Annotated in this window: 20 protein-coding genes; 11 read left to right on the top strand and 9 right to left on the bottom strand. The window is 67.8% G+C overall.

What is annotated here, in order from left to right; all coding sequences use genetic code 11:
• Positions 1 to 286: 286 nt before the first annotated feature.
• From BST28156_RS09385 to BST28156_RS09405, 5 genes are all read left to right on the top strand, one after another.
• The gene (locus BST28156_RS09385) at positions 287 to 793 is read left to right on the top strand and encodes a sugar dehydrogenase complex small subunit (RefSeq protein ID WP_009690563.1); all 507 of its coding nucleotides are present in this window, start codon (positions 287 to 289) and stop codon (positions 791 to 793) included.
• Positions 793 to 2,412: a GMC family oxidoreductase gene (locus tag BST28156_RS09390; protein WP_060237335.1), complete on the top strand. Its 1,620-nt coding sequence runs from the start codon at positions 793 to 795 to the stop codon at positions 2,410 to 2,412. The genes BST28156_RS09385 and BST28156_RS09390 overlap by 1 nt, the downstream gene beginning before the upstream one ends.
• A gap of 2 nt (positions 2,413 to 2,414) precedes the next feature.
• A complete protein-coding gene (locus BST28156_RS09395) occupies positions 2,415 to 3,692 on the top strand; it encodes a c-type cytochrome (RefSeq protein WP_174902041.1) in 1,278 nt (425 codons plus the stop codon).
• Positions 3,693 to 3,864: 172 nt separating this feature from the next.
• Entirely contained in the window at positions 3,865 to 4,284 is a 420-nt protein-coding gene (locus tag BST28156_RS09400; protein WP_174902042.1) for a DoxX family protein, read from the top strand.
• A gap of 63 nt (positions 4,285 to 4,347) precedes the next feature.
• A complete protein-coding gene (locus tag BST28156_RS09405; protein WP_009690559.1) occupies positions 4,348 to 5,451 on the top strand; it encodes a porin in 1,104 nt (367 codons plus the stop codon).
• Positions 5,452 to 5,529: 78 nt separating this feature from the next.
• Here the strand turns inward: BST28156_RS09405 and BST28156_RS09410 are convergent, their stop codons facing one another.
• The gene (locus tag BST28156_RS09410) at positions 5,530 to 6,855 is read right to left on the bottom strand and encodes an MFS transporter (protein WP_174902043.1); all 1,326 of its coding nucleotides are present in this window, start codon (positions 6,853 to 6,855) and stop codon (positions 5,530 to 5,532) included.
• 41 nt (positions 6,856 to 6,896) lie between these two features.
• Positions 6,897 to 8,081 (bottom strand): M20 aminoacylase family protein, encoded by a 1,185-nt coding sequence (locus BST28156_RS09415; RefSeq protein ID WP_060237348.1) that lies wholly within the window; start codon positions 8,079 to 8,081, stop codon positions 6,897 to 6,899.
• A gap of 182 nt (positions 8,082 to 8,263) precedes the next feature.
• Here BST28156_RS09415 and BST28156_RS09420 point away from each other — a divergent pair, with 182 nt between their 5' ends.
• A complete protein-coding gene (locus BST28156_RS09420; RefSeq protein ID WP_060237354.1) occupies positions 8,264 to 9,166 on the top strand; it encodes a LysR substrate-binding domain-containing protein in 903 nt (300 codons plus the stop codon).
• Positions 9,167 to 9,266: 100 nt separating this feature from the next.
• Positions 9,267 to 9,587, top strand: a complete 321-nt coding sequence (gene ppnP / locus BST28156_RS09425; protein ID WP_009690554.1) for a pyrimidine/purine nucleoside phosphorylase — start codon at positions 9,267 to 9,269, stop codon at positions 9,585 to 9,587.
• 107 nt (positions 9,588 to 9,694) lie between these two features.
• On the opposite strand, the gene BST28156_RS09430 is transcribed toward ppnP, so the two are convergent.
• From BST28156_RS09430 to BST28156_RS09445, 4 genes are all read right to left on the bottom strand, one after another.
• Positions 9,695 to 10,021, bottom strand: a complete 327-nt coding sequence (locus tag BST28156_RS09430; protein WP_009690553.1) for a hypothetical protein — start codon at positions 10,019 to 10,021, stop codon at positions 9,695 to 9,697.
• Between the two features lie 532 nt (positions 10,022 to 10,553).
• A complete protein-coding gene (locus BST28156_RS09435; protein WP_174902044.1) occupies positions 10,554 to 12,341 on the bottom strand; it encodes a chloride channel protein in 1,788 nt (595 codons plus the stop codon).
• Between the two features lie 13 nt (positions 12,342 to 12,354).
• Complete coding sequence (locus BST28156_RS09440) at positions 12,355 to 12,768, bottom strand: MarR family winged helix-turn-helix transcriptional regulator (RefSeq protein WP_040131625.1); 414 nt, start codon at positions 12,766 to 12,768, stop codon at positions 12,355 to 12,357.
• 99 nt (positions 12,769 to 12,867) lie between these two features.
• Positions 12,868 to 14,040 carry an HPP family protein gene (locus BST28156_RS09445; protein ID WP_174902045.1) on the bottom strand — a complete coding sequence of 391 codons (1,173 nt, stop codon included), beginning with the start codon at positions 14,038 to 14,040 and terminating at the stop codon, positions 12,868 to 12,870.
• A 363-nt stretch (positions 14,041 to 14,403) separates the two neighbouring features.
• Between BST28156_RS09445 and BST28156_RS09450 the strand changes: the two genes are divergently transcribed.
• Positions 14,404 to 15,375 carry a LysR family transcriptional regulator gene (locus BST28156_RS09450; RefSeq protein ID WP_174902046.1) on the top strand — a complete coding sequence of 324 codons (972 nt, stop codon included), beginning with the start codon at positions 14,404 to 14,406 and terminating at the stop codon, positions 15,373 to 15,375.
• Between the two features lie 52 nt (positions 15,376 to 15,427).
• Here BST28156_RS09450 and BST28156_RS09455 read toward each other — a convergent pair whose 3' ends face one another.
• A complete protein-coding gene (locus BST28156_RS09455; protein ID WP_174902047.1) occupies positions 15,428 to 16,795 on the bottom strand; it encodes an MFS transporter in 1,368 nt (455 codons plus the stop codon).
• An 82-nt stretch (positions 16,796 to 16,877) separates the two neighbouring features.
• The gene (locus BST28156_RS09460; RefSeq protein ID WP_174902048.1) at positions 16,878 to 17,816 is read right to left on the bottom strand and encodes a 2-hydroxyacid dehydrogenase; all 939 of its coding nucleotides are present in this window, start codon (positions 17,814 to 17,816) and stop codon (positions 16,878 to 16,880) included.
• A gap of 113 nt (positions 17,817 to 17,929) precedes the next feature.
• On the opposite strand from BST28156_RS09460, the gene BST28156_RS09465 reads away from it, so the two are divergent.
• Entirely contained in the window at positions 17,930 to 18,838 is a 909-nt protein-coding gene (locus BST28156_RS09465; RefSeq protein WP_174902049.1) for a LysR family transcriptional regulator, read from the top strand.
• A gap of 121 nt (positions 18,839 to 18,959) precedes the next feature.
• Here BST28156_RS09465 and BST28156_RS09470 read toward each other — a convergent pair whose 3' ends face one another.
• Positions 18,960 to 20,048 (bottom strand): calcium:cation antiporter, encoded by a 1,089-nt coding sequence (locus BST28156_RS09470; RefSeq protein ID WP_009691032.1) that lies wholly within the window; start codon positions 20,046 to 20,048, stop codon positions 18,960 to 18,962.
• 534 nt (positions 20,049 to 20,582) lie between these two features.
• Between BST28156_RS09470 and BST28156_RS09475 the strand changes: the two genes are divergently transcribed.
• Positions 20,583 to 22,139 carry a 3-hydroxyacyl-CoA dehydrogenase gene (locus tag BST28156_RS09475; RefSeq protein ID WP_174902050.1) on the top strand — a complete coding sequence of 519 codons (1,557 nt, stop codon included), beginning with the start codon at positions 20,583 to 20,585 and terminating at the stop codon, positions 22,137 to 22,139.
• Positions 22,140 to 22,188: 49 nt separating this feature from the next.
• A complete protein-coding gene (gene paaK / locus BST28156_RS09480; protein WP_174902051.1) occupies positions 22,189 to 23,511 on the top strand; it encodes a phenylacetate--CoA ligase PaaK in 1,323 nt (440 codons plus the stop codon).
• Positions 23,512 to 23,515: the final 4 nt, after the last annotated feature.

Consider the following 23,515-nt stretch of genomic DNA (forward strand, 5'->3'; position numbering starts at 1 on the left):
GGGAAGCTTTCTGTTTGATTGCACGCGATTCTAACCGACCGGCATGTAGGCGGATCGCAACACGACGCGTGTCGCCGGCTTGCGACATCCGCAGGCGGGAAGCAGAATTGTCGTGCCGGCGACACAAAAATGCAGCGAAATGTCGATTGTCACGGATAGCGGAACATTTAATGGACTATAAAAAGATTGTTCGATCCGGTTTGAGCGCGTACATTGCAGGTCCGCGCTAAAGTTTGAGAAATATCAAGCGTGGTTTTCCCGAATCCGGTGTTCGAGAGAAGGAAACATGCACAACGACAACACTCCCCACTCGCGTCGCGACAGCGACGCAGCCGCAAGCGGCATCACGCGGCGTCAATGGCTGCAGGGCGCACTGGCGCTGACGGCGGCGGGCCTGACCGGTTCGCTGGCGTTGCGGGCCCTGGCCGACGATCCCGGCACTGCGCCGCTCGATACGTTCATGACGCTCTCCGAAGCATTGACCGGCAAGAAAGGGCTGAGCCGCGTGACCGGCCAGCGCTTCCTGCAGGCCTTGCAGAAGGGCTCGTTCAAGACGACCGACGGCCTGTCGCAACTTGCCGGCGCACTGGCGTCCGGCTCGCTGACGCCCGATCAGGAATCGCTCGCGCTGACGATTCTCGAAGCGTGGTATCTCGGCATCGTCGACAACGTCGTGATTACCTACGAAGAAGCGTTAATGTTCGGCGTCGTGTCGGATACGCTCGTGATCCCTTCGTATTGCCCCAACAAACCCGGCTTCTGGGCCGAAAAACCGATCGAGAGGCAAGCCTGATGGCCGATACCGATACGCAAAAAGCCGACGTCGTGGTCGTCGGGTCGGGTGTCGCCGGCGCGATCGTGGCACACCAGCTCGCGATGGCGGGCAAGTCGGTGATCCTGCTGGAAGCCGGCCCGCGCATGCCGCGCTGGGAAATCGTCGAGCGCTTTCGCAACCAGCCCGACAAGACCGATTTCATGGCGCCGTATCCGTCGAGCCCGTGGGCGCCGCATCCGGAATACGGCCCGCCGAACGACTACCTGATCCTGAAGGGCGAGCACAAGTTCAACTCGCAGTACATCCGCGCGGTGGGCGGCACGACGTGGCACTGGGCCGCGTCGGCGTGGCGCTTCATCCCGAACGACTTCAAGATGAAGAGCGTGTACGGCGTCGGTCGCGACTGGCCGATCCAGTACGACGATCTCGAGCATTACTACCAGCGCGCCGAAGAGGAACTCGGCGTGTGGGGCCCGGGCCCCGAGGAAGACCTGTACTCGCCGCGCAAGGAACCGTACCCGATGCCGCCGCTGCCGTTGTCGTTCAACGAGCAGACGATCAAGACGGCGCTGAACGGCTACGATCCGAAGTTCCACGTGGTGACCGAGCCGGTTGCGCGCAACAGCCGTCCGTACGACGGCCGGCCGACTTGTTGCGGGAACAACAATTGCATGCCGATCTGCCCGATCGGCGCGATGTACAACGGCATCGTGCACGTCGAGAAGGCCGAGCAGGCCGGCGCGAAGCTGATCGACAGCGCGGTCGTCTACAAGCTCGAGACGGGGCCGGACAAGCGCATCGTCGCGGCGATCTACAAGGACAAGACCGGCGCCGACCATCGCGTCGAGGGCAAGTACTTCGTGCTCGCCGCGAACGGCATCGAGACGCCGAAGATCCTGCTGATGTCCGCGAACCGCGATTTCCCGAACGGCGTCGCGAACAGCTCGGACATGGTCGGCCGCAACCTGATGGACCATCCGGGCACGGGCGTGTCGTTCTACGCGAACGACAAGCTGTGGCCGGGCCGCGGCCCGCAGGAGATGACCTCGCTGATCGGCTTTCGCGACGGCCCGTTCCGCGCGACCGAAGCCGCGAAGAAGATCCACCTGTCGAACATGTCGCGCATCAACCAGGAGACGCAGAAGATCTTCAAGGCCGGCAAACTGATGAAGCCGGCGGAGCTCGACGCGCAGATCCGCGATCGTTCCGCGCGCTACGTGCAGTTCGACTGCTTCCACGAGATCCTGCCGCAGCCCGAGAACCGCATCGTGCCGAGCAAGACGGCGACCGATGCGATCGGCATTCCGCGACCCGAGATCACCTACGCGATCGACGACTACGTGAAGCGCGGCGCGGTGCATACGCGCGAGGTCTATGCGACGGCCGCGAAGGTGCTGGGCGGCACGGAGGTCGTGTTCAACGACGAGTTCGCGCCGAACAACCACATCACGGGGTCGACGATCATGGGCGCGGATGCACGCGACTCGGTCGTCGACAAGGACTGCCGCACGTTCGACCATCCGAACCTGTTCATCTCGAGCAGCGCGACGATGCCGACCGTCGGTACGGTAAACGTGACGCTGACGATCGCGGCGCTTGCGCTGCGGATGTCGGACACGCTGAAGAAGGAAGTCTGACCGTGCGGAAATCTACTTTCACCTTCCTCCTCGCCGGCTGCCTCGCACTGCCGGGCCTCGCGCGCGCGGCCGATCCGGCCGATCCCGCGCTGGTCAAGCGCGGCGAATACCTGGCGGTCGCCGGCGACTGCATGGCCTGCCACACCGCGAAGGGCGGCAAGCCGTTCGCGGGCGGTCTCGGCATGCCGATCCCGATGCTCGGCAAGATCTATTCGAGCAACATCACGCCAGACCCCGACAACGGTATCGGCAACTGGACGTTCGACGACTTCGAGCGCGCGGTGCGGCACGGCGTGTCGAAGGACGGCAGCAACCTGTATCCGGCGATGCCGTACGTGTCGTACGCGAAGATCAACGACGACGACGTGCAGGCGCTGTACGCGTACTTCATGCACGGCGTCGAGCCGGTCAAGCAGGCGCCGCCGAAGAACGAGATCCCCGCGCTGCTGAGCATGCGCTGGCCGCTGAAGATCTGGAACTGGCTGTTCCTGAAGGACGGCGCGTACCAGCCGAAGCCGGCGCAGAGCGCCGAGTGGAACCGCGGCGCGTACCTGGTGCAGGGCCTCGCACACTGCAGCACGTGCCACACGCCGCGCGGCATTGCGATGCAGGAGAAGTCGCTCGATGAAACCGGCGGCAGCTTCCTGTCGGGTTCGGTGCTCGCGGGCTGGGACGGCTACAACATCACGTCCGACCCGAATGCGGGGATCGGCGGCTGGTCGCAGCAGCAGCTCGTGCAGTATCTGCGCACCGGCAGCGTGCCGGGGCTCGCGCAGGCGGCAGGCCCGATGTCCGAGGCGATCGAGCACAGCTTCTCGAAGATGACGGATGCCGACATCGGCGCGATCGCGACGTACATCCGTACGGTGCCGGCCGTGTCGAACGGCGATGCGAAGCAGTCGCGCGCGTCGTGGGGCAAGCCGGCCGAGGACGGGCTGAAGCTGCGCGGCGTCGCGCTCGCGTCGTCGGGCATCGATCCGGCGCGGCTCTATCTCGGCAACTGCGCGACCTGTCACCAGATGCAGGGCAAGGGCACGCCGGACGGCTACTATCCGTCGCTGTTCCACAACTCGACGGTCGGCGCGTCGAATCCGACCAATCTCGTGCAGGTGATCCTGAACGGCGTGCAGCGCAAGGCCGGCAGCGAGGACGTCGGGATGCCGGCGTTCCGCAACGAGCTGTCGGATGCGCAGATCGCCGCGCTGGCGAACTACCTGACCGGGCAGTTCGGCAATCCGGCCGCGAAGGTGAGCGACCAGGACGTCGCGAAGCTGCGCTGACGCGGCGGCGCAGGTCAACCTCGGACCAGGGGAGGTACGCAGCACATCGGGCGGTACCCGATGCCGGTTGTTGCAGAGCGGGGCGGGCGGCGCAGGCGGCCGCCCGGCCCGGTTCGTTGGCAATCCGCTGCGCGTTCGATCCGGGCGCGCATCGTTTTCGTTGATCGACACCATGACACCGAATCAATCGTTTCTCGCGTCCCAGCGCGATGTGCTGCTGCTGCTTGCCCGCATTCTGCTCGTGATCCTGTTCGTGATGTTCGGCTGGAAGAAGATCGTCGACTTCCCCGGCACGATCGCGTTCATGGGCTCCGAGGGCGCGCCCGCGCCGATCGTCTCCGCGGCGATTTCCGTCGTGATGGAGCTGTTCGTCGGGATCGCGATCCTCGTCGGCTTCCAGACGCGGCCGCTCGCGCTGCTGCTTGCGCTGTATACGATCGGCACCGGCATCATCGGCCATCACTACTGGAACATGACCGGTGGCGAGCAGGTCAACAACATGATTCATTTCTACAAGAACATCGCGATCTCGGGCGGGCTGCTCGCGCTTTGCGCGGCCGGCCCCGGACGTTTTTCGGTCGATCGCGGCTGATAGGACCCTGGGCGCGCGCATGGGGCGCGCGCCGGAGGGTCGAGACTCCGAGGGGGCATCATTTTGCGACTCAAACATTTCGCATGGCTGATCGCGGCCGCCGCGCCGGCGGCCGCCGTCGCACAGACGAGCGTGACGCTGTACGGCCGCGTCGACGGCGGTGTCGAATACCTGAACCACATCGCGACGCCGAACGGCAGCGCGACGCGCTGGAGTGCCGAAAGCGGCGACTGGGGCACCAGCATGTTCGGGCTGAAGGGCATCGAGGATCTCGGCGGCGGGCTGTCGACGGTCTTCAACCTCGAAACCGCGTTCCAGGTGATGAACGGCCAGACGGGCGGCGGGCGCATGTGGTCGCGGCGCGCGTATGTCGGGCTGAAGAGCGACACGTGGGGCCAGCTGCAGGCCGGCCGCAACCTGTTCATCGACAGCGACGGCGTGTGGGAATTCGATCCGTTCGTCCAGCAGGCGTTTTCGTCGGCATCGCTGGTGCGCGGCCGCAACTGGCAGCAGACCAGCAACAACATCGAATATCACAGCCCGGTGTTCGGCGGCTTCGACGTGCAGGCGCAATACGCGTTCGGCAATCAGTCGCGCGGCTTCAACTACGGTGCGGCGGACGATTTCGGCCGCTCCGACGGGATCATGATCTCGTACCATTCGCCGATGCTCGACGTGCGCGGCATCTACGACGAACTGCGCGACAACAACGGCAAGCTCAGCAACATCTTCACCGCGTCGCGCGAATATTTCGTCGGTGCGAACGTGAAGGTGTCGAAGTTCAAGATCCAGGGCGCGTACACGCACTACCAGGCGCCCGACAGCCCGGCCGGCGTTGCCGATCGCGCCGATCACTACTGGCTCGGCGCGACCTACACCGCGACGCCGCAATGGGCGGTGACGGGCGGCGGCTATTACGTGAAGGTCGGCGACGGCGGCGGCGATGCGTCGCACGATCCGTCGGGCCATGCGATCATGTACGTGCTCGGCACCACCTACAACCTGTCGAAGCGCACCTTCCTGTACGGCACCGTCGCTTACGTGCGCAACGGCGGCAACTCGAATTTCTCGCTGCTCGCGACGCCGCGCGACGCGACGTCGAACACGAGCCCGATGACGGGCGAGTCGCAGACGGGCGCGTATGTCGGGATGATGCATACGTTCTGAGCGGGGCGGCGCGCCGGATGCAAAAAAAGGCACGGGTGGTGGAACCCGTGCCTTTTGCGTTGGTGCGGCGCGCGCCGTTCAGTCGAGCGACTTCCCGGCTTTCTCGTCCATGCAGCGTACCGCGAGCAGCGTCAGCACGCCGCAGCCGATCGCATACCACGCAGGCGCATTCGGATTGCCGGTCGCCGCGATCAGCCACGTGACGAAGAACTGCGCGAAGCCGCCGAAGATCGCGACGCCGATGCTGTACACGAGCGCACCGCCCGTCGCGCGCACGGCGCGCGGGAACAGTTCGCCGAGCATCGCGCCGGTCGCGCCGATGTTGATCGCATGCACGATCGACAGCGCCGCGATGATCGACAGCAGCGACGCGGCGCCCGGCCAGCGGTTCAGGGCGACGAACGCGGGGTAGATCGCAACCATCAGCGCGATGCGCGTCCACCAGACGATCCGGTTGCGCCCGTACACGTCGGACAGGTAGCCGCCGATCGGCGTCGCGAGCATCAGGATCGCGCCGGCGACGCAGCCGGCCGTCATCGACAGCCAGGTCGGCAGGTGCAGCACCTGCACGCCGTAGATCGCCATGTAGAACACGATGATGTAGTGGATCGACGTGCCGCCGATCGTCACGCCGAGCCCCGCGAACACGGCCTTGCCGTGGTGGCGCAGCACGTCGGCGAGCGGCAGCGACGCGACCTTTTCCGTCTGCGCGCGAGGGTGCGCGTGCGCGTCGCCCGGCACTTCCTCGACGGTGCGGCGCAGCCAGTAGCCGAGCGGCACGAACAGCGTGCCGATGATGAACGGCACGCGCCAGCCCCAGCTTTCGAGCTGCGCGGCGTTCAGCGTCGACGTGAGCGCGACGCCGGTCAGCGCGCCTGCGAGCGCGGCGAGCCCCTGGCTCGAGAACTGGAACGACGCATAGAATCCGCGGCGGTGCTGCGGCGCCTGTTCGAGCAGCAGCGTGGTCGACGCACCGACTTCGCCGCCCGACGCGAACCCTTGCAGCAGGCGCGCGAGCACCAGCAGCAGCGGTGCGGCGATGCCGACCTGCGCGTAGGTCGGCGCGATCGCGATCGTCGCGGTGCCGAGCGCCATCAGCAGCAGCGTCAGGATCATCGCCTTCTTGCGGCCGACGCGATCCGCATACATGCCGATCACGAGACCGCCGAGCGGGCGCGTGACGAAGCCGACGCCGAAGCTCGCGACCGCGAGCATCAGTTGCCCGAACGACGAGTGCACGGGGAAGAACAGCTTGCCGATCAGGATCGCAAAGAAGCTGTAGACCGTGAAGTCGTAGAACTCGAGCGCGTTGCCGACCGCGGCGGCCGCGATCAGGCGGCGCTTTTTCGCGGCGGTGCGTGCATCGGCCGGCGTGTCGTCGAACGAAAGGGTGGACGTTTCCATGGGGTTTCCCGGTAAGCGCGCAGCAGCGTGATGAAGGGCCGTCAGGCCGCGAGCCAGCCTTCGGCGACGCGGACCCAGTAGCTCGCGCCGATCGCAAGGATGTCGTCGTTGAAGTCGTAGCCGGGGTTGTGCACCATGCAGCCGCCCTTGCTGCCGATGCCGTTGCCGATGAACGCATAGCAGCCGGGGCGCGCTTCGAGCATGAACGCGAAATCCTCGCTGCCCATCAGCGGCGGCGCGTCGGTTTCGACGCGCTCGGCGCCGAGCATCCCGCGCGCGATGTCGGCCGCGAACGCGGTCGGCTCCGCGTGATTGACGAGCACCGGGTAGCCGTAGTCGTAGTCGACTTCCGCAGTCACGCCGAAGCTTTCGGCCTGGCCTTTCGCGAGCGCTTCGATGCGGCGGGCGAGCAGCGCGCGCACGTCGGCGTTCAGCGCGCGCACCGACAGCTTCATCACGACGGTTTCGGGAATGATGTTGAAGGTTTCGCCGGCCTGCACGCTGCCGACCGTGATCACCGCCGCATGCTGCGCGTCGACCTCGCGCGCGACGATGGTCTGCAGCGCGACCATGATGCTGCCGGCGGCCGACATCGGATCGCGCGCGAAATGCGGCATCGCGCCGTGGCCGCCGACGCCGCGCAGCGTGATCGTCACGCGGTCGGCCGACGCCATCGCGGCGCCGGTGCGGAAGGCCATGTCGCCGGCCGCGCGGCCCGGCATGTTGTGGATCGCGAAGATCGCGTCGCATGGGAAGCGGTCGAACAGGCCGTCGTCCATCATCGCCTTCGCGCCGCCGAAATTCTCCTCGGCCGGCTGGAAGATCAGGTTCAGCGTGCCGGAAAACCGGCGCGTTGCCGCGAGGTGGCGCGCCGCGCAGAGCAGCATCGCCGTATGGCCGTCATGCCCGCACGCATGCATCTTGTTCGCGTGGCGGCTCGCATACGGCAGGCCGGTCGCTTCCGCGAGCGGCAGCGCGTCCATGTCGGCGCGCAGCCCGACCGTGCGCGTGCCTTGTCCTTCGCGCAGCACGCCGACGACGCCCGTCTTGCCGATCCCGCGATGCACTTCATAGCCCCAGCCGCCGAGCAGCTCGGCGACGAGATCGCTCGTCAGCGTTTCCTCGAACGCGAGCTCGGGGTGGGCGTGGATGCGGCGGCGCACCTCGATCAGTTCGGGGGCGATCGCGGCGATGCCGGGGATGACGGGGTTCGCGGCGTGGGGCATGGTGTCTCCAGTGGGGCCGGTGGGGCGTTTGACGCGCATATGACGAGCAAGCATATAAATTTCTTTTGCGCACCATAAGCTGATAAATTGCTTTGGTGCACACCGCCGGTTGCCGCTCGGGAATACCCTGAGCCAGCTGGCGCGGCCGGGCCTCGGGTTTCCACGAATCGCGCATTGCCGCCATGAAATACCATCAGTTGAAAGCGTTCGTCACCGTCGCGGAAGAGGGCAGCATTCGCGCGGCCGCGCGCCGCCTGAACGTGTCGCCGGCGGCGCTGACGAAGGCGGTCAAGGAACTGGAGATCGCGCTCGGCGTGTCGCTCGTCGTGCGCACCGCGCGCGGCGTGCAGCTGACCGCGTTCGGTCAGCAGTTGCAGGTGCGTGCGCGGCTGATCGTCACCGAGATGCAGCGTGCGCGCGACGACATCGAGCAGGCGCAGGGCGCGATGACGGGCTCGGTGGCGGCGGCGATCACGCCGGCCGCCGCGGTGACGATCCTGCCGGACGCGTTTCGCGCGTTTCGGCGGCGCTTTCCGGTTGCGCGCGTGAGTCTCATCGAAGGGTTTCCGGGCGTCGCGCTGCCGCGGCTGCACGACGGCTCGCTCGATTTCGCGGTGGCCGTCGTCGTGCCGGAACTGCTGGCGGCCGAGTTCGATCACGCAGAGCTCTATGCGAGCCGCTCGCTGATCGTCGCGCGCAAGGGACATCCGCTGGCGTCGGCCACGTCGCTCGCCGATCTCGTCGATGCCGACTGGTTGATGAATCCGTCGCCGGAAAGCTCGACGCAGGTGCTGTTCAATTCGTTCGTCGCGTACGGGCTGCCGATGCCGACGCGCGTCGTCGAGTGCCCGAGCTTCGGGCTCGCGCACAGCCTGATGACGGGATGCGACCTGATCGCGTCGATGCCCGAGCAGCTGCTGCAGGGCGAGTGGGCGCGCGATCAGCTGGCGGTGCTGCCGATTCGCGAACGGCTGCCGGCCGTGTCGGTGCAGGCCGTCACGCGTCGCGACAGTCCGCTGACGCCGGCCGCGGCGATGCTGCTCGACTGCCTGCGCGATTCCGCGCGACGCCAGGGGCTGCGGTAGCCGCGCGCGAGCCGGTATCATAGCGGCCGGCCCGCCGTACCGGCCGGCCTTCGACAACCTCGCCACTCCGGCATCCGTATCCAGCAATCAGAGGCATTACATGACCAGTGCAACCCAATTCGACAACGTGTCGGTCGTCAAGCGCGCCAATGTCTATTTCGACGGCAAGTGCGTGTCGCATGCGGTGATCTTCCCGGACGGCACGCGCAAGACGCTCGGCGTGATCCTGCCGTGCGCGCTCAACTTCGGCACCGATGCGCCCGAATTGATGGAAGTGCAGGCCGGCAAGTGCCGCGTGAAGCTCGACGGCAGCGACGAGTGGCAGACCTACGGCGCCGGCGAATCGTTCTCGGTGCCGGGCAAGAGCCGCTTCGACATCGAAGTGCTCGAAACGCTCGACTACGTCTGCAGCTATCTGTAAGTGCCATCCATGCGGGCGGCGCGTGCCGTTCGCATCGAGCAAAAAAGAAGCCCCGCCGAGGCGGGGCTTGTCGCAAGCGGATGGCGCAAGGCCATCCGTTACGCGCGTTACAGGCAGGCGTTGATGTCGCCTGCCGAGGCCGCGTCGCCGCGCAGGCCCACCCACGTCTTTGCGCTGGCGTTCCACGACGGACGAACCATCGCGGCGGCACCGTTCGGCGGCTGCTGGCCCGGCGCGTAGACGTCGGTCGCGAGGCCGTTCGCGAGTACGTTCTGCGAGATCACCTGTTGCTGGGACTTGTCGGCCCAGGTCTTGGCGATGCAGGCCGATACGTCCTGCGCGGGCTTCTGGCTTTGTCCCACGTTCTGCACGGCAGGGTCGGCTGCATGAGCAGAAATTGCCACGGTCAATGCGATCAGCGGTAAGTATTTCACGTTATCTCCCTCGAGTCGTGATTGATTGAGTGGGAAGCGCAGTAGTACTGCGTGCAAGTGAGATTGCGTTCGGCAGACGCGGTTCCGACGATTCCGAAACAAGTTGTTAACGCGCTTGCCAAACGGCAAACCCCGGTGCAGTGCTGAGTGTTGCAGCGCGGCATGCGTCGCGCTGCCGATGCGTGTTCGCACGACGACATCATGCGCGCTGCGGTCGGCTCGCTGCCCGGTCGTGTGGTCGAAGATGGCCGCGACATCCGGCATGCATCGGCATGCCGTGTCGCGACGCGTTGTTGTCGGCTGCCGTTATCGGCTTGTCGGATTGCGAAGCTGGAATGGCTGAATGGGTGGCCCCGTCGCATGGGCACCATGATGACAAACTTTCGTCAGTCTAATTGTCAAGCAACTTTAAGCGACGACAGACAAGACAGACGACGATGCGGCGCGCGACACGCGCACCGCATCATGACGCGAAGCAATGCGTGCGGAAGAGGGAGCGCGCGCGACGTGTCGCCGCGCGCGCGATGCTGCGTCAGCCGGCGTTGCGCGCGCCGGCATCGCGCAGATTCGCCGGCACGATCGGGCGGAAGCGCTCGCGCTTGTGTTCGTCGTCGAAGTGCTGGAGCGCGGGCTTGATCAGGTCGCTGCGCGACACGAGCCCCGTGATGCGCAGCGATTGCGCATCGTCGACCACCGGCAGCCGTTCGAGCCCGAGCATCGCGAGGCGCGATGCGACGAGGCGGCACGTTTCGTGCATCAGCGCGACGGCGGGCGGCCGATCGGCAAAGGCAGCCGCAATCGGCGTATCGGCCGCAGCCTGCGCGCGCTGCGCATCGACGAGCGCGCGATCGACGAGGCCGAGCAGCCGGCCGTTCTGCACGACCGGATACGCGCGATGCGTCTGCTGTGCGCCGAAGTACTGCGCTTCGACGGCGCCGAGCGTAGTCGCCCCGTCGATCGCGACGAGCGCGTCGGCCGGCGTCATCACTTCGCCGACGTCGTGCCGCTCGAGCGGATCGACGCCGTATTCGCGATAGATGTGATAGCCGCGGCGCGCGATCTTCTCGGTCATGATCGAGCGCTTCATCACGACGGTCGCGAAGCCGTGCGCGACCAGCGTCGCCGCGAGCAGCGGCAGCAGCGCGTTGACGTCGTGCGTGAGACCGAACGCGAACACGATCGCGGTCAGCGGCGCACCGAGCGTCGCGCCGAGCGTCGCGGCCATGCACACCAGCGGCCACAGCGCCGGATCGCCGCCCGGCAGCACCGGCGACAGCACGGTGCCGAGACCTGCGCCGAGCATCAGCAGCGGTGCGAGCACGCCGCCCGACGTGCCGGAGCCGAGCGCGATCACCCACATCACGGCCTTCACGATCAGCAGCGCGAGCGCGATCTTCAGCGCGATGTGCTGGTGCAGCAGGTCGCCGATCACGTCGTAGCCGACGCCGAGCGCGCGCGGTTCGAGCCAGCCGCCGACACCGATCACGATCGCGCCGAGCGCGGGCCACCACATCCAGTGCACCGGCAGCTTCGCGAACGTGTCCTCGACGCGATACAGCGCGGCCGACAACCCGCACGCGAGCATCCCCGACAGCAGCCCCGCGACGATGCACGAGCCGAGCGCGACCGGCGACGGCGCGGCGGTCGTCAGCGGAAACAGCGGGTCGACGCCGAAAAACACGGCGCGCGCGAAGCCTGCGACCGCGCAGGCGAGCGCGACCGGCAGGAAACTGCGCGGCCGCCATTCGAACAGCAGCAGTTCGACGGCCAGCAGCACCGCGGCGACCGGCGTGCCGAACACGGCCGTCATGCCGGCGGCCGCGCCCGCGACCAGCAGCGTCTTGCGTTCGGCAGCCGTCACGTGCACGCATTGCGCGAGCAGCGAGCCGAGCGCACCGCCGGTCATGATGATCGGGCCTTCGGCGCCGAACGGGCCGCCGCTGCCGATCACGATGCCCGACGACAGCGGCTTGAGCACTGCGACCTTCGGCGACATGCGGCTCTTGCCGAACAGGATCGCCTCGATCGCTTCCGGAATGCCGTGGCCGCGGATCTTTTCCGAGCCGAAGCGCGCCATCATGCCGACGATCAGCGCGCCGATCACCGGCACCGCGATTACCCACGCGCCGAGCGTGTTGCCCGCGGGCGAGCGGTCCGCGAACGAGAACTGCTGGAAGAAGAACAGGTTCGTAAACAGGTGGATCAGGCTCAGCAGCACGAAGGCCGCGAGCGTGCTGAGCACGCCGATCACGGCGGCAAGCAGCGCGATCCTGGGCAGGCGTTCGTTGGTCGAGAAATCGCGTTTATGCGGGGCGTTCATCGGAGTCGGGAGGTCAATGGTCGATCTGGGGAACCTGAAACGCGCCCTTCAGCGATTTCAGTTCGGTGCGGTGCATCGCCGCGAGGCGTGCAAGCAGCGTCTCGCCGGCTTCCTCGAGGTGCACCTCGACTTGCCGGCGATCCGCTTCGCTCGTCTTGCGCTTCACGAGCCCGAGCGCCTCGCAGCGCGTGACCAGCGCGACGACGCCGTGATGCTGCGCCTGCAGGCGTTCCGCCAGCTCGCCGATGGTTGCCCATTCGCGATGCGGATAGCCTTTGATATGCAGCAGCAACAGGTATTGCAGCGGCGTCACGCCTTCGCTTTGCGCGGCGCGTTCGGAGAAGCGCTCGAAGCGGCGCATCTGGTAGCGGAATTCGGACAGTTGCTGAAAATCGCTCTTGGTCAGCGCGCGTCGGGTATCGGTCATCGCAGGGGCGTCCGGACAGTTTCGATAACGGGTAAATATATCACAATATGATATAAATGGATGAATTTCGGCGAAAATAGGCGTTTTACCCGATTCCTGTTACGCGGCCGCGAGCATCTGCGTCTGTCGATGGAGGCCCGTGACGAGATCCGTCTGCGTGACGATCCCGACGAGCCGGCGCGACGCGTCGACGACCGGAATATGGTGGTGGCCCGAATGCGTGAACAGCGGCACGAGCGCCGTGAGCGGCATCGTTTCCGGGACCGACGCGACGTCGCGCGTCATCACGGTGGCGACGCTCGCGGGCTGTCCGCCGAAGGCCTCCGGCAACCGTGCCGACAGGCGCTGCCACAGCGGGGTCGGGCGGCGCAGCTGGCGGGTCAGGTCGGCGCGGGTCACGATGCCGGTCAGGCGGCCGTCGCCGTCGACGACGGGCAGCGCCTTCACGCGATGACGATCGAGCAGCGTGAGCGCGGCCGCGATCGAAGTCGACGCCGCGACGCTGACCGCGTTTTTCGTCATCAGGTCGGCACAGCTGAGTTGGCCGAACGTGCGCGTATACGCCTGCATTTCGGTTTCGTGCAGCAGCGTTTCGAGGTCGTCCGGATCGACGTCGAGCCATTCGCTGCGACGCTTGAGCACGGCGTCGAGATCGTCGCGCGTGAAACCGCCGCGCGCGGGCGCGGCGGCGCCCTGCGGTTTCGTGTCGGCGCGTGCGCCGCCGTGCGGATAGCGGTGCCCGGTCAGCGCGTGATAGACCAGCGCGGCCGACAGCAGGATCGCCGACTGCAGCGCGATCGGTTCGAGCACGAAGCCGAAGCCGAGCGCATGGATCGCGGGGCCGCCGACCACGGCCGTCAGCGCGACCGCGCCCGACGGCGGGTGCACGCAGCGCAGCGCAAACATTCCGCCGATCGCACACGCGATCGCGACCGCGGCGGCGGTGACCGGATCGGCGATCCACTGCGCGCATGCGACGCCGACCGTCGCCGCGACCAGGTTGCCGCCGATGATCGACCACGGCTGCGCGAGCGGGCTCGCGGGCACCGCGAACAGCAGCACCGCGGACGCGCCCATCGGCGCGACGAGCAGCGGCACGAGGCCCGGCACGCCGGGCAGCACGCGCATCGTGACGCCGACCGTCGCGATGCCGACCAGCGCACCTGCGCACGAGCGCAGGCGCTCGCGCCAGCCGAGCGTCATCGGATGGGGAATGAAACTGTGCAGCCATTGCCGCAACGTGCGGCGCGACGAAGAGGAGCCTGACGACATGGACGGAAACGGATAAAAACGACGGCGCGGAAAGCGCGCCGTGACCGGACCGGAATTATATCGCGTTGTGATACAAATTGTCGCACCGCATCACGCCGTTGTCTGCGCGCGACGCACGAAGCTTGCATCGAGCTTTCATCGAATGAGAGGTTGCAGGCCGGTCGGCCGCGCAAATTTGTCTGCAGCGGCGTACAATTCCGGCCACTGAACCCCCGATATGTCAGAACCACGTACGCGATGCCCGCTCTCCCGCCTTCTCCCCGGCACGGCGATCGATTCTGCGTGGTTCGCGGCCTCGTTTCGTTTCCCGCCTGACGCGAGCGCCGTCCATGCCTCCCTACTGACTCTCCCGAAACCAATTCAATGGACATGCTCGAAAACATGCGCCTGTTCGTGCGCGTTGTCGAAGCCGGCAGCTTTACCGCGGTCGCCAAGGAAATCGATGCGACTACCGCGCAGGTGTCGCGCGCGGTGTCGAACCTCGAAGCGCACGTACAGACGCGTCTGCTGCATCGCACGACGCGCCACCTCGGCCTGACCGAGAGCGGCGAGCGCTATTTCGAGCGCGCGAAATCGATCCTCGCGGAAATCGACTACGCGAACGCCGAGGCGCGCAACGCGCTGCTGCGGCCGACCGGCAAGATGCGCATCCATGCGATGACGGGGCTCGGCAAGAGTCATGTGGTGTCGTCGATCGTCCGCTACCAGGAGGACAACCCGGACGTGTCGGTCGAATTGACGCTCGCGCAGCGGATGCCGAACCTCGTCGAGGAGGGCTACGACGTGTCGATCGTGACGGCGTCGCAACTGCCCGATTCGGGCTACGTCGCGCAGACCTGCGGCACGAGCTGCAGCGTGCTCGTCGCGTCGCGCGACTACCTCGAGCGGCACGGCACGCCGCAGACGCCCGACGACCTGCCGAACCACGTGTGCCTGCGCCTCGACACGCCCGCGTCGCCGGCCAGCGAGTGGCGGCTCGAGCGCAGCGACGGCGAGGAGACCGTCTACGAACTGCAGCCCGCGCCGTTCCAGGTCAACGTGCCGGATGCACTGTGCGTCGCGGTGCGGGCCGGGCGCGGGATCGCGTGCATCGCGCTGTATACGGTGCTCGACGACATCCGCGAAGGCCGGTTGATTCGCGTGCTGCCGGAATACCGGTTGCAGACGGTCAGCGTGTACGCGGTATATGCAACGCGCCGCTATCTCGACGCGAAGATCCGGACCTTCCTCGATCATCTGCGCACGACGCTGACGCCCGCGCTGCAGAGCGATCTGAGCGAACTCGACCGGCTGACGGTCGAGCAGGCGCAGGGCGGCGGCCTCAAGCGCGCGTGACGCGGCGCGCGGGCAGGTCGCCCGAACGTGCCCCCGCGCGCGGCGGCGATCATCACGTACCCGCTGCGACGCGAATCCGCTCGAAGCGGCCCGCGAGCCACGCATACGCGGCGATGCCGATCAGCCCGTGCGCGGCGACGAACCACAGCGCGCCGGCAAACGAGCCGGTATGCGCGACGAAGTAGCCGATCACGAGCGGCGTGACGATGCCCGCGATGTTGCCGAGGCCGTTGAACACGCCGCCGCTCAGGCCGACCATGCCTTCCGGCGCGGTGTCGGCGAGCACCGCCCAGCCGACTGCCGCCAGCCCCTTGCCGAAGAACGCGATCGTCATCAGCGCGATCACGATCGTGTTCGACGACGCGCCGTTCGCGAGCACCAGCAGCGTCGCCATCGCCATCCCCGCGACGAACGGCGTCTTGCGTGCACGCGACGGATGCACGCCGCGCCGGATCAGCCAGTCCGACAGCACGCCGCCGAGCACGCCGCCCGTGAACCCGCAGATTGCCGGCAATGCGGCGACCCAGCCGGCTTCCATGATCGTCATGCCGCGCCCCTTGATCAGATAGATCGGAAACCACGTGATGAAGAAGTAGGTGAGCGCCGTGATGCAGTACTGGCCGATGTAGATCGCCCACAGGTTGCGATGGCGGAACAGCTGCGACGCGGCGCGCCACGAGACGCGCGGCCGGTGCCGGACGCGGTTCGCCTCGAGATCGACCAGCGCGCCGTGCGCGCGCAGATAGTCGCGCTCGGCGTCGCTCACGCGCGGGTGGCCGTGCGGTTCGCGATACCACGCGAACCACAGCGCGGCGAGCGCGATGCCGAGCATCCCCATCCACAGGAACACGTGCGGCCACCCGAGCGCATGCGTGAGCCATGCCATCGCGGGCGTGAACAGCACGACGGCCATGTATTGCGCGGAATTGAACAGCGCCGACGCGGTGCCGCGTTCGGCGGTCGGAAACCAGCACGCGACGATTCGCGAGTTGGCCGGGAACGCCGGCGATTCGACGAGGCCGAGCATGAAGCGCATCGCGAACAGCGCGAGCGTCGCGGCGCCGGCCTGCACGCCGAGCCATCCGACCGTGCCTTGCAGCATCGTGAACACCGACCACAGCAGCAGGCTCAGGCCGTAGACGCGTCGCGCGCCGTAACGATCGAGCAGCCAGCCGCCCGGAATCTGCCCGATCGCGTAGGCCCACGCGAACGCCGAAAAAACGATGCCGAGCTGCACGGGCGTGAGCCCCAGGTCATGCGCGACGCCGGTGCCGGCGATCGACATCGTCGCGCGGTCCGCATAGTTGACGACGGTGACGGCGAAGATCAGCGCGAGGATCGCGTAACGGACGCGGCCGATCGTGCGCGAGGCGGCGGCAGCGGGCGCGGCGACGGCCGCGCCGGAGGATCGATTGGGCATGCGTGTCTCCTGGCCTCCGTCGCGCGGAGGCATGTTGTGTCGTGGCGATGCGGGCGCGCGCCGCTTGCGCGGCGCGATGCGCTCAGGTCGTGACGCTGGTCGGCGGGCGCTGGCCTGCGAAGCATGCAGCGAGATTGGCGAGCACGATGCGGCCCATTTCGTCGCGCGTCTCGCGCGTGGCGCTTGCGCGGTGCGGCTGCACGACGACGCGGTCGAGTTCGAGCAGCGCGGGCGGCACCTGCGGTTCGTTCGCAAATACGTCGAGGCCCGCGCCGGCGATCGTGCCGTCCGCCAGCGCGCGCACCAGCGCGGCTTCGTCGACGAGCTTGCCGCGCGCGACATTGATCAGGAAGCCGGTGCGGCCGAGCGCGGCGAGGACCTCGGCCGTGACCAGCACGTTGCCGTGATCGGCCGATGCGGCGACGACCAGCACGTCGCTGTCGCGTGCGAGCGCGATCAGGTCGGGCACGAACCGGTAGCCGCTGTCGCGATGCTCGCGCGGGCCGAAGTAGCTGACCGGCATCCGGAATGCCTGCGCGCGCTGCGCGATCGCGCGCCCGACGCGGCCGAGGCCGACGATGCCGAGCCGCTTGCCCGTCACCTGCGTCGCGAGCGGCTGCGCGAACCTGCCCCAGCGGCCGGCGCGCACGATGCGTTCGCCGAGGCCGAGATCGCGCAAGGTCATCAGGATCAACCCCATCGCCATGTCGGCCACGTCGTCGGTCAGCACGTCGGGCGTCGTCGTGACGTGGATGCCGCGCGCGCGGGCGCGTGCGAGGTCGACGGCGTCGGTGCCGATGCCGTTGATCGCGACGATTTCGAGGGCGGGGAGCCGGTCCATCAGCGCGGCGGACAGCCCGTTCGCGCCGCCGGTCACGACGCCGCGGATGCGCGGCGCGACGCGCTCGAGCAGGGCGTCCGGCTGGTCGGTTGCATACAGCCGGTGTACCGCATAGCGGGCGGAGAGTTCGGCGTCGATGGTGTCGGGGAGCGGCTGGGTCAGCAGAATATCGATGGTCATCAAGGTCTCGGTCGGCGTGCGCGGCACGGGCCGCGCATCGGATGCAACCGAGTATAGGAATCGCATTGATGTTGGTCTAACATCAAAAGCCTATTGATTGATTCAGGATTTGAATGATCGAACTGCACCAGCTTCGCTGCTTTGTCGCGGTTGCCGAGGAACTGCACTTCGGCCGTGCGGCGAAGCGGCTTTTCATGACGCAGCCGCCGCTCAGCCGGCAGATCCAGTTGCTCGAGCATGCGCTCGGTATCGCGCTGCTCGAACGCAGCAGCCGGCAGGTCAGGCTGACGGCGGCCGGCGAGCGCTTCCTGCGCGATGCGCGACACATCCTCGAATTCTCGGCGCGCGCCGAGCAGGCCGCGCAGCGCGTCGCGCACGGCGGCGCCGGGCGCATCACGCTCGGCTTCACGGCCGTCAGCGCGTACCGGATGATCCCGATGCTGCTCGCGCATGCGGCGCACGCGCTGCCCGACATCGACGTCGAACTGCGCGAGATGGTGTCGACCGTGCAGGTCGATGCGCTCGCATCGCGGATGCTCGACGCGGGCTTCGTGCGCCAGCGCGCCGGCCGGCAGCCGCTCGAATACCGGCTCGTGCAGCGCGAGCCGATGCTGGTCGCGGTCGCGGAAGGCGCGCCGCTCGCCGCGCACGAACGGATCGGCCCCGCCGATCTCGACCGGCAGCCGTTCATCGCGTATTCGCCGAACGAAGGGAAGTACTTCCACGACATGATCTCGGGGATGTTCGCGGGCGCGGGGCGGCTGCCGAACTACCTGCATTACGTGGGGCAGACGCATACGATCCTCGGCCTCGTGCGCGCGGGGCTCGGCGCCGCGCTCGTGCCGGCGTCGGCGCGCGAGCTGCACGTGGACGGCGTGGTGTTCCGGCCGCTCGCGGATGCCGACGTGGCGGCCGAGCTGTATCTCGCGTGGCGGACCGACAACGACAATCCGGTGCTGCCGGTATTCAACGCGATGGTCGAGCGCTTCCTGACGGAAAGCGCGGACGGCGTCGTCGCGTAAGCGTCGTGCCGGCGTGCGAACGCGGAGCGGGAAGGCGCGAGAAGGGAAAAGGGGGAGCGAGCAGGCGGGCGCGGGCCGGGCCGCATGCCGGAATCGACGCGCGGCCAGGCCCAGCGACGGGTCAATGCGTGACCGACAGGAACAGGTACGCAGCGAACAGCGACAGGTGAACCACGCCGTGCAGCACCGTCGTGCGCCCTTGGCTGAGCGTCAGCGTGCTGACCAGCAGCGTCAGCGACAGCAGCACGGTTTCCATCGCGCCGATGCCGAGCGTGAGCGGCTGGCCGACCCAGATGAACACGGCCGCGACGGTCGGGATCGTGAGCCCGATGCTTGCGAGCGCCGAGCCGAGCGCGAGGTTCATGCTGGTCTGCAGGCGATTCGCTCGCGCGGCGGTCACGGCCGCGAGCCCTTCCGGCAGCAGCACGAGCGCGGCGATCACGATGCCGACCGCGGCCTCGGGCGCGCCGAGCTTCAGCACCGCATGCTCGACCGCCGGCGACAGCAGCTTCGCGAGCAGCACGACCGCGACGAGGCTCGCAAACAGCAGCAGCAGGCTGATCAGCGCGGTGCGGCCGCTCGGCGGCGCTGCGTGCACCGATTCGTTCGCGCTGTCGTGGTCGGCGAGGAAGTAGTCGCGATGGCGCACGGTCTGCACGAACACGAACACGCCATACAGCACGAGCGACGACACGCCGGCGAACGCGAGCTGCGAGCTCGAGAACTGCGGGCCCGGCGCGGCGCTCAGGTAGTTCGGCATCACCAGCGACAGCACGGACAGCGACGCGAGCACCGCGAGCGCCTTGCTCGCGCCGCGTCCCTGGAAGTCCTGTTCGCCGTGCTTCCATGCGCCGACCAGCAGGCACAGGCCGACGATGCCGTTGCAGATGATCATAACGGCGGCGAACACGGTGTCGCGCGCGAGGCCCGACTTCTCGGGGCCGGCGCCGAGCATTACCGACACGATCAGCGCGACCTCGATCACGGTCACGGCGACCGCGAGCACGAGCGTGCCGAACGGCTCGCCGACCCGATGGGCGACGACTTCGGCGTGGTGGACGGCGGCGAACACGGCGCCGGCGAGCGCGGCGGCGAACAGCGCGATGACGATGCCTTCGGCCGGCACGACGCGCGACAGCGCGAGTACCAGCCATGCGGCAAGCGGGGCCAACAGGGTCCAGCGCGGAAGCTGGTTGGACGAGATCGGCATCGAGGGTTCCTTATTCGAGTGGCGGCGCGCGATGCGCCGTCACGGGTTGACGAAGCCCGGTCGGACAATCTGCCGAACGAGGACGGTGAAACCGAAGGGCGGCAGCGCGGAACGGCGCTGCCCGGGGTGCGCCGCGACGACGCGGCGACGGGCGCGGGCGGGCCGAAGCCCGTCGCAGGATGAAACGGTTCGATGCAGCCGGCCGCCGGGGGCGGTGCAGCGGCGGGGCGACGGCCCGGTTCTGACCCCGAAGGGTGATCGACGAGAGACGGCAGGGGCGGCGTGACACGCGGTTTTCTCCCGAAATCCGGCGATTTGTCGAATCTTATCAGGCGTTCGGGGGCCGCTATCTCATATTCGAACGCTTACATCGACCTTTCGGTCGACAAAAAGTGCCCCGAATCTTTCATTTTTTATCTTTGCAGTCTCCGTAACGCTCTATTGCACGACAAATTCGGGCTCACCCCGACATAAATCAACCGACCGGTCGGTTTATAATCGCTCGCACTTCCACTTCATGACGGATCGCAAGCGATGGCTGTTTCCTCTGCACATTCGGTGAATTCGGGCGCGCTGGCGCGCTCGGCGGTCGTCGGCGTGATCGGCGCGGGCGCGATGGGCGCGGGCATCGCGCAGGTCGCGGCGGCGGCCGGCCACACGGTCCTGCTCTACGACCTGAACGAAGCGGCCTGCGACAAGGCGCTCGCCGGGATTCGCGCGCAGTTCGCGCGGCTCGCGGAGAAGGGCCGGCTCGAACCGGCGCAGGCGGAGGCCGCCGGCAGCCGGATCCGCGCGGTGCGTGCGCTGGCCGATCTCGCGCCCGCCGCGCTGATCGTCGAGGCGGCAGCCGAGCGGCTCGACGTGAAGCGCGATATTTTCGCGACGCTCGAGCGCCACGTCGACGATGCGTGCCTGCTGGCCACCAACACGTCGTCGATCTCGATCACGTCGATCGCGGCCGGCCTGCGCGCGCCGCAGCGCGTCGCCGGGCTGCACTTCTTCAACCCGGCGCCGCTGATGGCGCTCGTCGAGGTGGTCAGCGGGCTCGCGACCGCACCCGACGTCGCCCAGGTGCTTTATGCCACCGCGGCCGCGTGGGGCAAAAAGCCCGTGATGGCGAAATCGACGCCGGGCTTCATCGTGAACCGCGTCGCGCGGCCGTATTACGCGGAGGCGCTGCGCGTGCTGAACGAGCAGGGCGGCACGCCGGCGTCGATCGACGCGGTGATGCGCGAAGCCGGCGGCTTCCGGATGGGGCCGTTCGAGCTGATGGACCTGATCGGCCACGACGTGAACTTCGCGGTGACCGAGTCGGTGTTCCGCGCGTACTTCAACGATCCGCGCTACACGCCGTCGCTGATCCAGCAGGAACTGGTGAACGCGGGTTTCCTCGGGCGCAAGTCGGGGCGCGGCTTCTATTCGTATGCGGAAGGCGCGACGCCGCCCGCGCCGGAATTCGAGCCGCCGCGCGACGCGCCGGCCGAGGTCGTGCTGTTCGCGCAGGACGGGCCGGCCGCGGCGCTGCACGCCCGCTTCACGGAACGCCTCGCCGGTGCGCGCCGGCACGACGCGCATCCGGACGAACTGCTCGCGACGGCCGGCCGCGCATCGATCGCGCTGACCGACGGGCGCACCGCGACCGCGCGCGCCGCGCAGACGGGCGTCGCCGACCTGGTGCTGATCGACCTCGCGCGCGACTACGCGCAGGCCGGGCTCGTCGCGCTGACCCGCGCGCTCCAGTGCAGCGACGCCGCCTATGCGGACGCGGTCGGCCTGTTCCAGCAGGCGGGCTTCCGGGTCGTCGGCGTCGCCGACGTGCCGGGCATGGTCGCGATGCGCACCGTCGCGATGCTCGCGAACGAAGCGGCCGACACGGTCAACCAGGGCGTGTGCTCGCCCGCCGATCTCGATCTGGCGATGGAGAAGGGCGTGAACTACCCGTGCGGCCCGCTCGCGTGGGCCGATGCGATCGGCATCGGCCGCGTGCACCGCGTGCTGTCGAACCTGGCGGCGAGCTACGGCGAGGACCGCTATCGCGTGTCGCCGCGCATCGCCGCGCTGCATGCCGCCGGCCGGCTGTTCCGGTCGTAGCCGCCACCCGATCACGATAACGACATCACTCCACTGGAGGAGCACCCCGATGACTCACCCGACGCATCCCGCCGCCGCCCTCGAGCCGATCGAGACCGCCAGCCGCGACGAACTGCAGGCGCTGCAGCTCGAGCGCCTCAAATGGTCGCTGCGCCACGCATACGACAACGTGCCGCACTATCGCCGCACGTTCGACGCGGCGGGCGTGCATCCCGACGACCTGAAATCGCTCGCCGATCTCGCGAAATTTCCGTTCTCGACGAAATCCGACCTGCGCGACAACTATCCGTTCGGCCTGTTCGCGGTGCCGCGCGAACAGGTGGTGCGCGTGCACGCGTCGAGCGGCACGACCGGCAAGCCGACCGTGGTCGGCTACACGGCGCGCGACATCGACACGTGGGCGAACGTGACCGCACGCTCGATCCGCGCGGCGGGCGGGCGGCCCGGCGACACGCTGCACAACGCGTTCGGCTACGGGCTGTTCACCGGCGGCCTCGGGATTCACTACGGCGCGGAGCGGCTCGGCTGCATGGTCGTGCCGATGTCGGGCGGGCAGACCGAGAAGCAGGTGCAGCTGATTCGCGATTTCGAGCCGAAGATCATCCTCGTCACGCCGTCGTACATGCTGAACCTGATCGACGAAATGGTGCGGCAGGGAATGGACCCGGCGCAGTCGTCGCTGAAGATCGGCATCTTCGGCGCGGAGCCGTGGACGCAGGCGCTGCGCGACGAAGTCGAGACGCGCGCGGGCATCGATGCGCTCGACATCTACGGACTGTCGGAAGTGATGGGCCCGGGCGTCGCGTGCGAATGCGTGGAGACCAAGGACGGCCCGGTCATCTGGGAAGACCATTTCTATCCGGAGATCATCGATCCCGTGACCGGCGAAGTGCTGCCCGACGGCAGCGAAGGCGAACTCGTGTTCACGTCGCTGACGAAGGAGGCGATGCCGGTGATCCGCTATCGCACGCGCGACCTCACCGCGCTGCTGCCGCCGACTGCGCGCGCGATGCGCCGTCTCGCGAAGATCACCGGCCGTTCCGACGACATGCTGATCGTGCGCGGCGTGAACGTGTTCCCGAGCCAGATCGAGGAAATCGTCGTCGCGCAGCCGAAGCTGTCGGGGCAATTCCAGATCACGATCTCGCGCGACGGTCATATGGACCGCCTCGACCTCGCCGTCGAGCTGCGCTCCGAAGCCGCGGCGAGCGTCGGCGAAGGCGAGCGCACCGCGATCGCACGCGAGGTGCAGCACCGGATCAAGACGATGGTCGGCGTGTCGGCCGGCGTGACGGTGCTGGGCGCGGGCGGCATTCCGGCCAGCGCGACCGGCAAGGCCCGCCGCGTGATCGACCGCCGCCACGCCGCGTGATGCC

This window comes from Burkholderia pseudomultivorans (genome assembly GCF_902499075.1).
Taxonomy (GTDB): Bacteria; Pseudomonadota; Gammaproteobacteria; order Burkholderiales; family Burkholderiaceae; genus Burkholderia; species Burkholderia pseudomultivorans.

Excerpts from the sequence above, each read along its gene's own strand:
- BST28156_RS09385 (WP_009690563.1), top strand. The coding sequence starts at position 287 with ATGCACAACGACAACACTCCCCACTCGCGTCGCGACAGCGACGCAGCC.
- BST28156_RS09390 (WP_060237335.1), top strand. The coding sequence starts at position 793 with ATGGCCGATACCGATACGCAAAAAGCCGACGTCGTGGTCGTCGGGTCG.
- BST28156_RS09400 (WP_174902042.1), top strand. The coding sequence starts at position 3,865 with ATGACACCGAATCAATCGTTTCTCGCGTCCCAGCGCGATGTGCTGCTG.
- BST28156_RS09410 (WP_174902043.1), bottom strand. The coding sequence starts at position 6,855 with ATGGAAACGTCCACCCTTTCGTTCGACGACACGCCGGCCGATGCACGC.
- BST28156_RS09415 (WP_060237348.1), bottom strand. The coding sequence starts at position 8,081 with ATGCCCCACGCCGCGAACCCCGTCATCCCCGGCATCGCCGCGATCGCC.
- BST28156_RS09420 (WP_060237354.1), top strand. The coding sequence starts at position 8,264 with ATGAAATACCATCAGTTGAAAGCGTTCGTCACCGTCGCGGAAGAGGGC.
- ppnP (WP_009690554.1), top strand. The coding sequence starts at position 9,267 with ATGACCAGTGCAACCCAATTCGACAACGTGTCGGTCGTCAAGCGCGCC.
- BST28156_RS09435 (WP_174902044.1), bottom strand. The coding sequence starts at position 12,341 with ATGAACGCCCCGCATAAACGCGATTTCTCGACCAACGAACGCCTGCCC.
- BST28156_RS09440 (WP_040131625.1), bottom strand. The coding sequence starts at position 12,768 with ATGACCGATACCCGACGCGCGCTGACCAAGAGCGATTTTCAGCAACTG.
- BST28156_RS09445 (WP_174902045.1), bottom strand. The coding sequence starts at position 14,040 with ATGTCGTCAGGCTCCTCTTCGTCGCGCCGCACGTTGCGGCAATGGCTG.
- BST28156_RS09450 (WP_174902046.1), top strand. The coding sequence starts at position 14,404 with ATGGACATGCTCGAAAACATGCGCCTGTTCGTGCGCGTTGTCGAAGCC.
- BST28156_RS09455 (WP_174902047.1), bottom strand. The coding sequence starts at position 16,795 with ATGCCCAATCGATCCTCCGGCGCGGCCGTCGCCGCGCCCGCTGCCGCC.
- BST28156_RS09460 (WP_174902048.1), bottom strand. The coding sequence starts at position 17,816 with ATGACCATCGATATTCTGCTGACCCAGCCGCTCCCCGACACCATCGAC.
- BST28156_RS09465 (WP_174902049.1), top strand. The coding sequence starts at position 17,930 with ATGATCGAACTGCACCAGCTTCGCTGCTTTGTCGCGGTTGCCGAGGAA.
- BST28156_RS09470 (WP_009691032.1), bottom strand. The coding sequence starts at position 20,048 with ATGCCGATCTCGTCCAACCAGCTTCCGCGCTGGACCCTGTTGGCCCCG.
- BST28156_RS09475 (WP_174902050.1), top strand. The coding sequence starts at position 20,583 with ATGGCTGTTTCCTCTGCACATTCGGTGAATTCGGGCGCGCTGGCGCGC.
- paaK (WP_174902051.1), top strand. The coding sequence starts at position 22,189 with ATGACTCACCCGACGCATCCCGCCGCCGCCCTCGAGCCGATCGAGACC.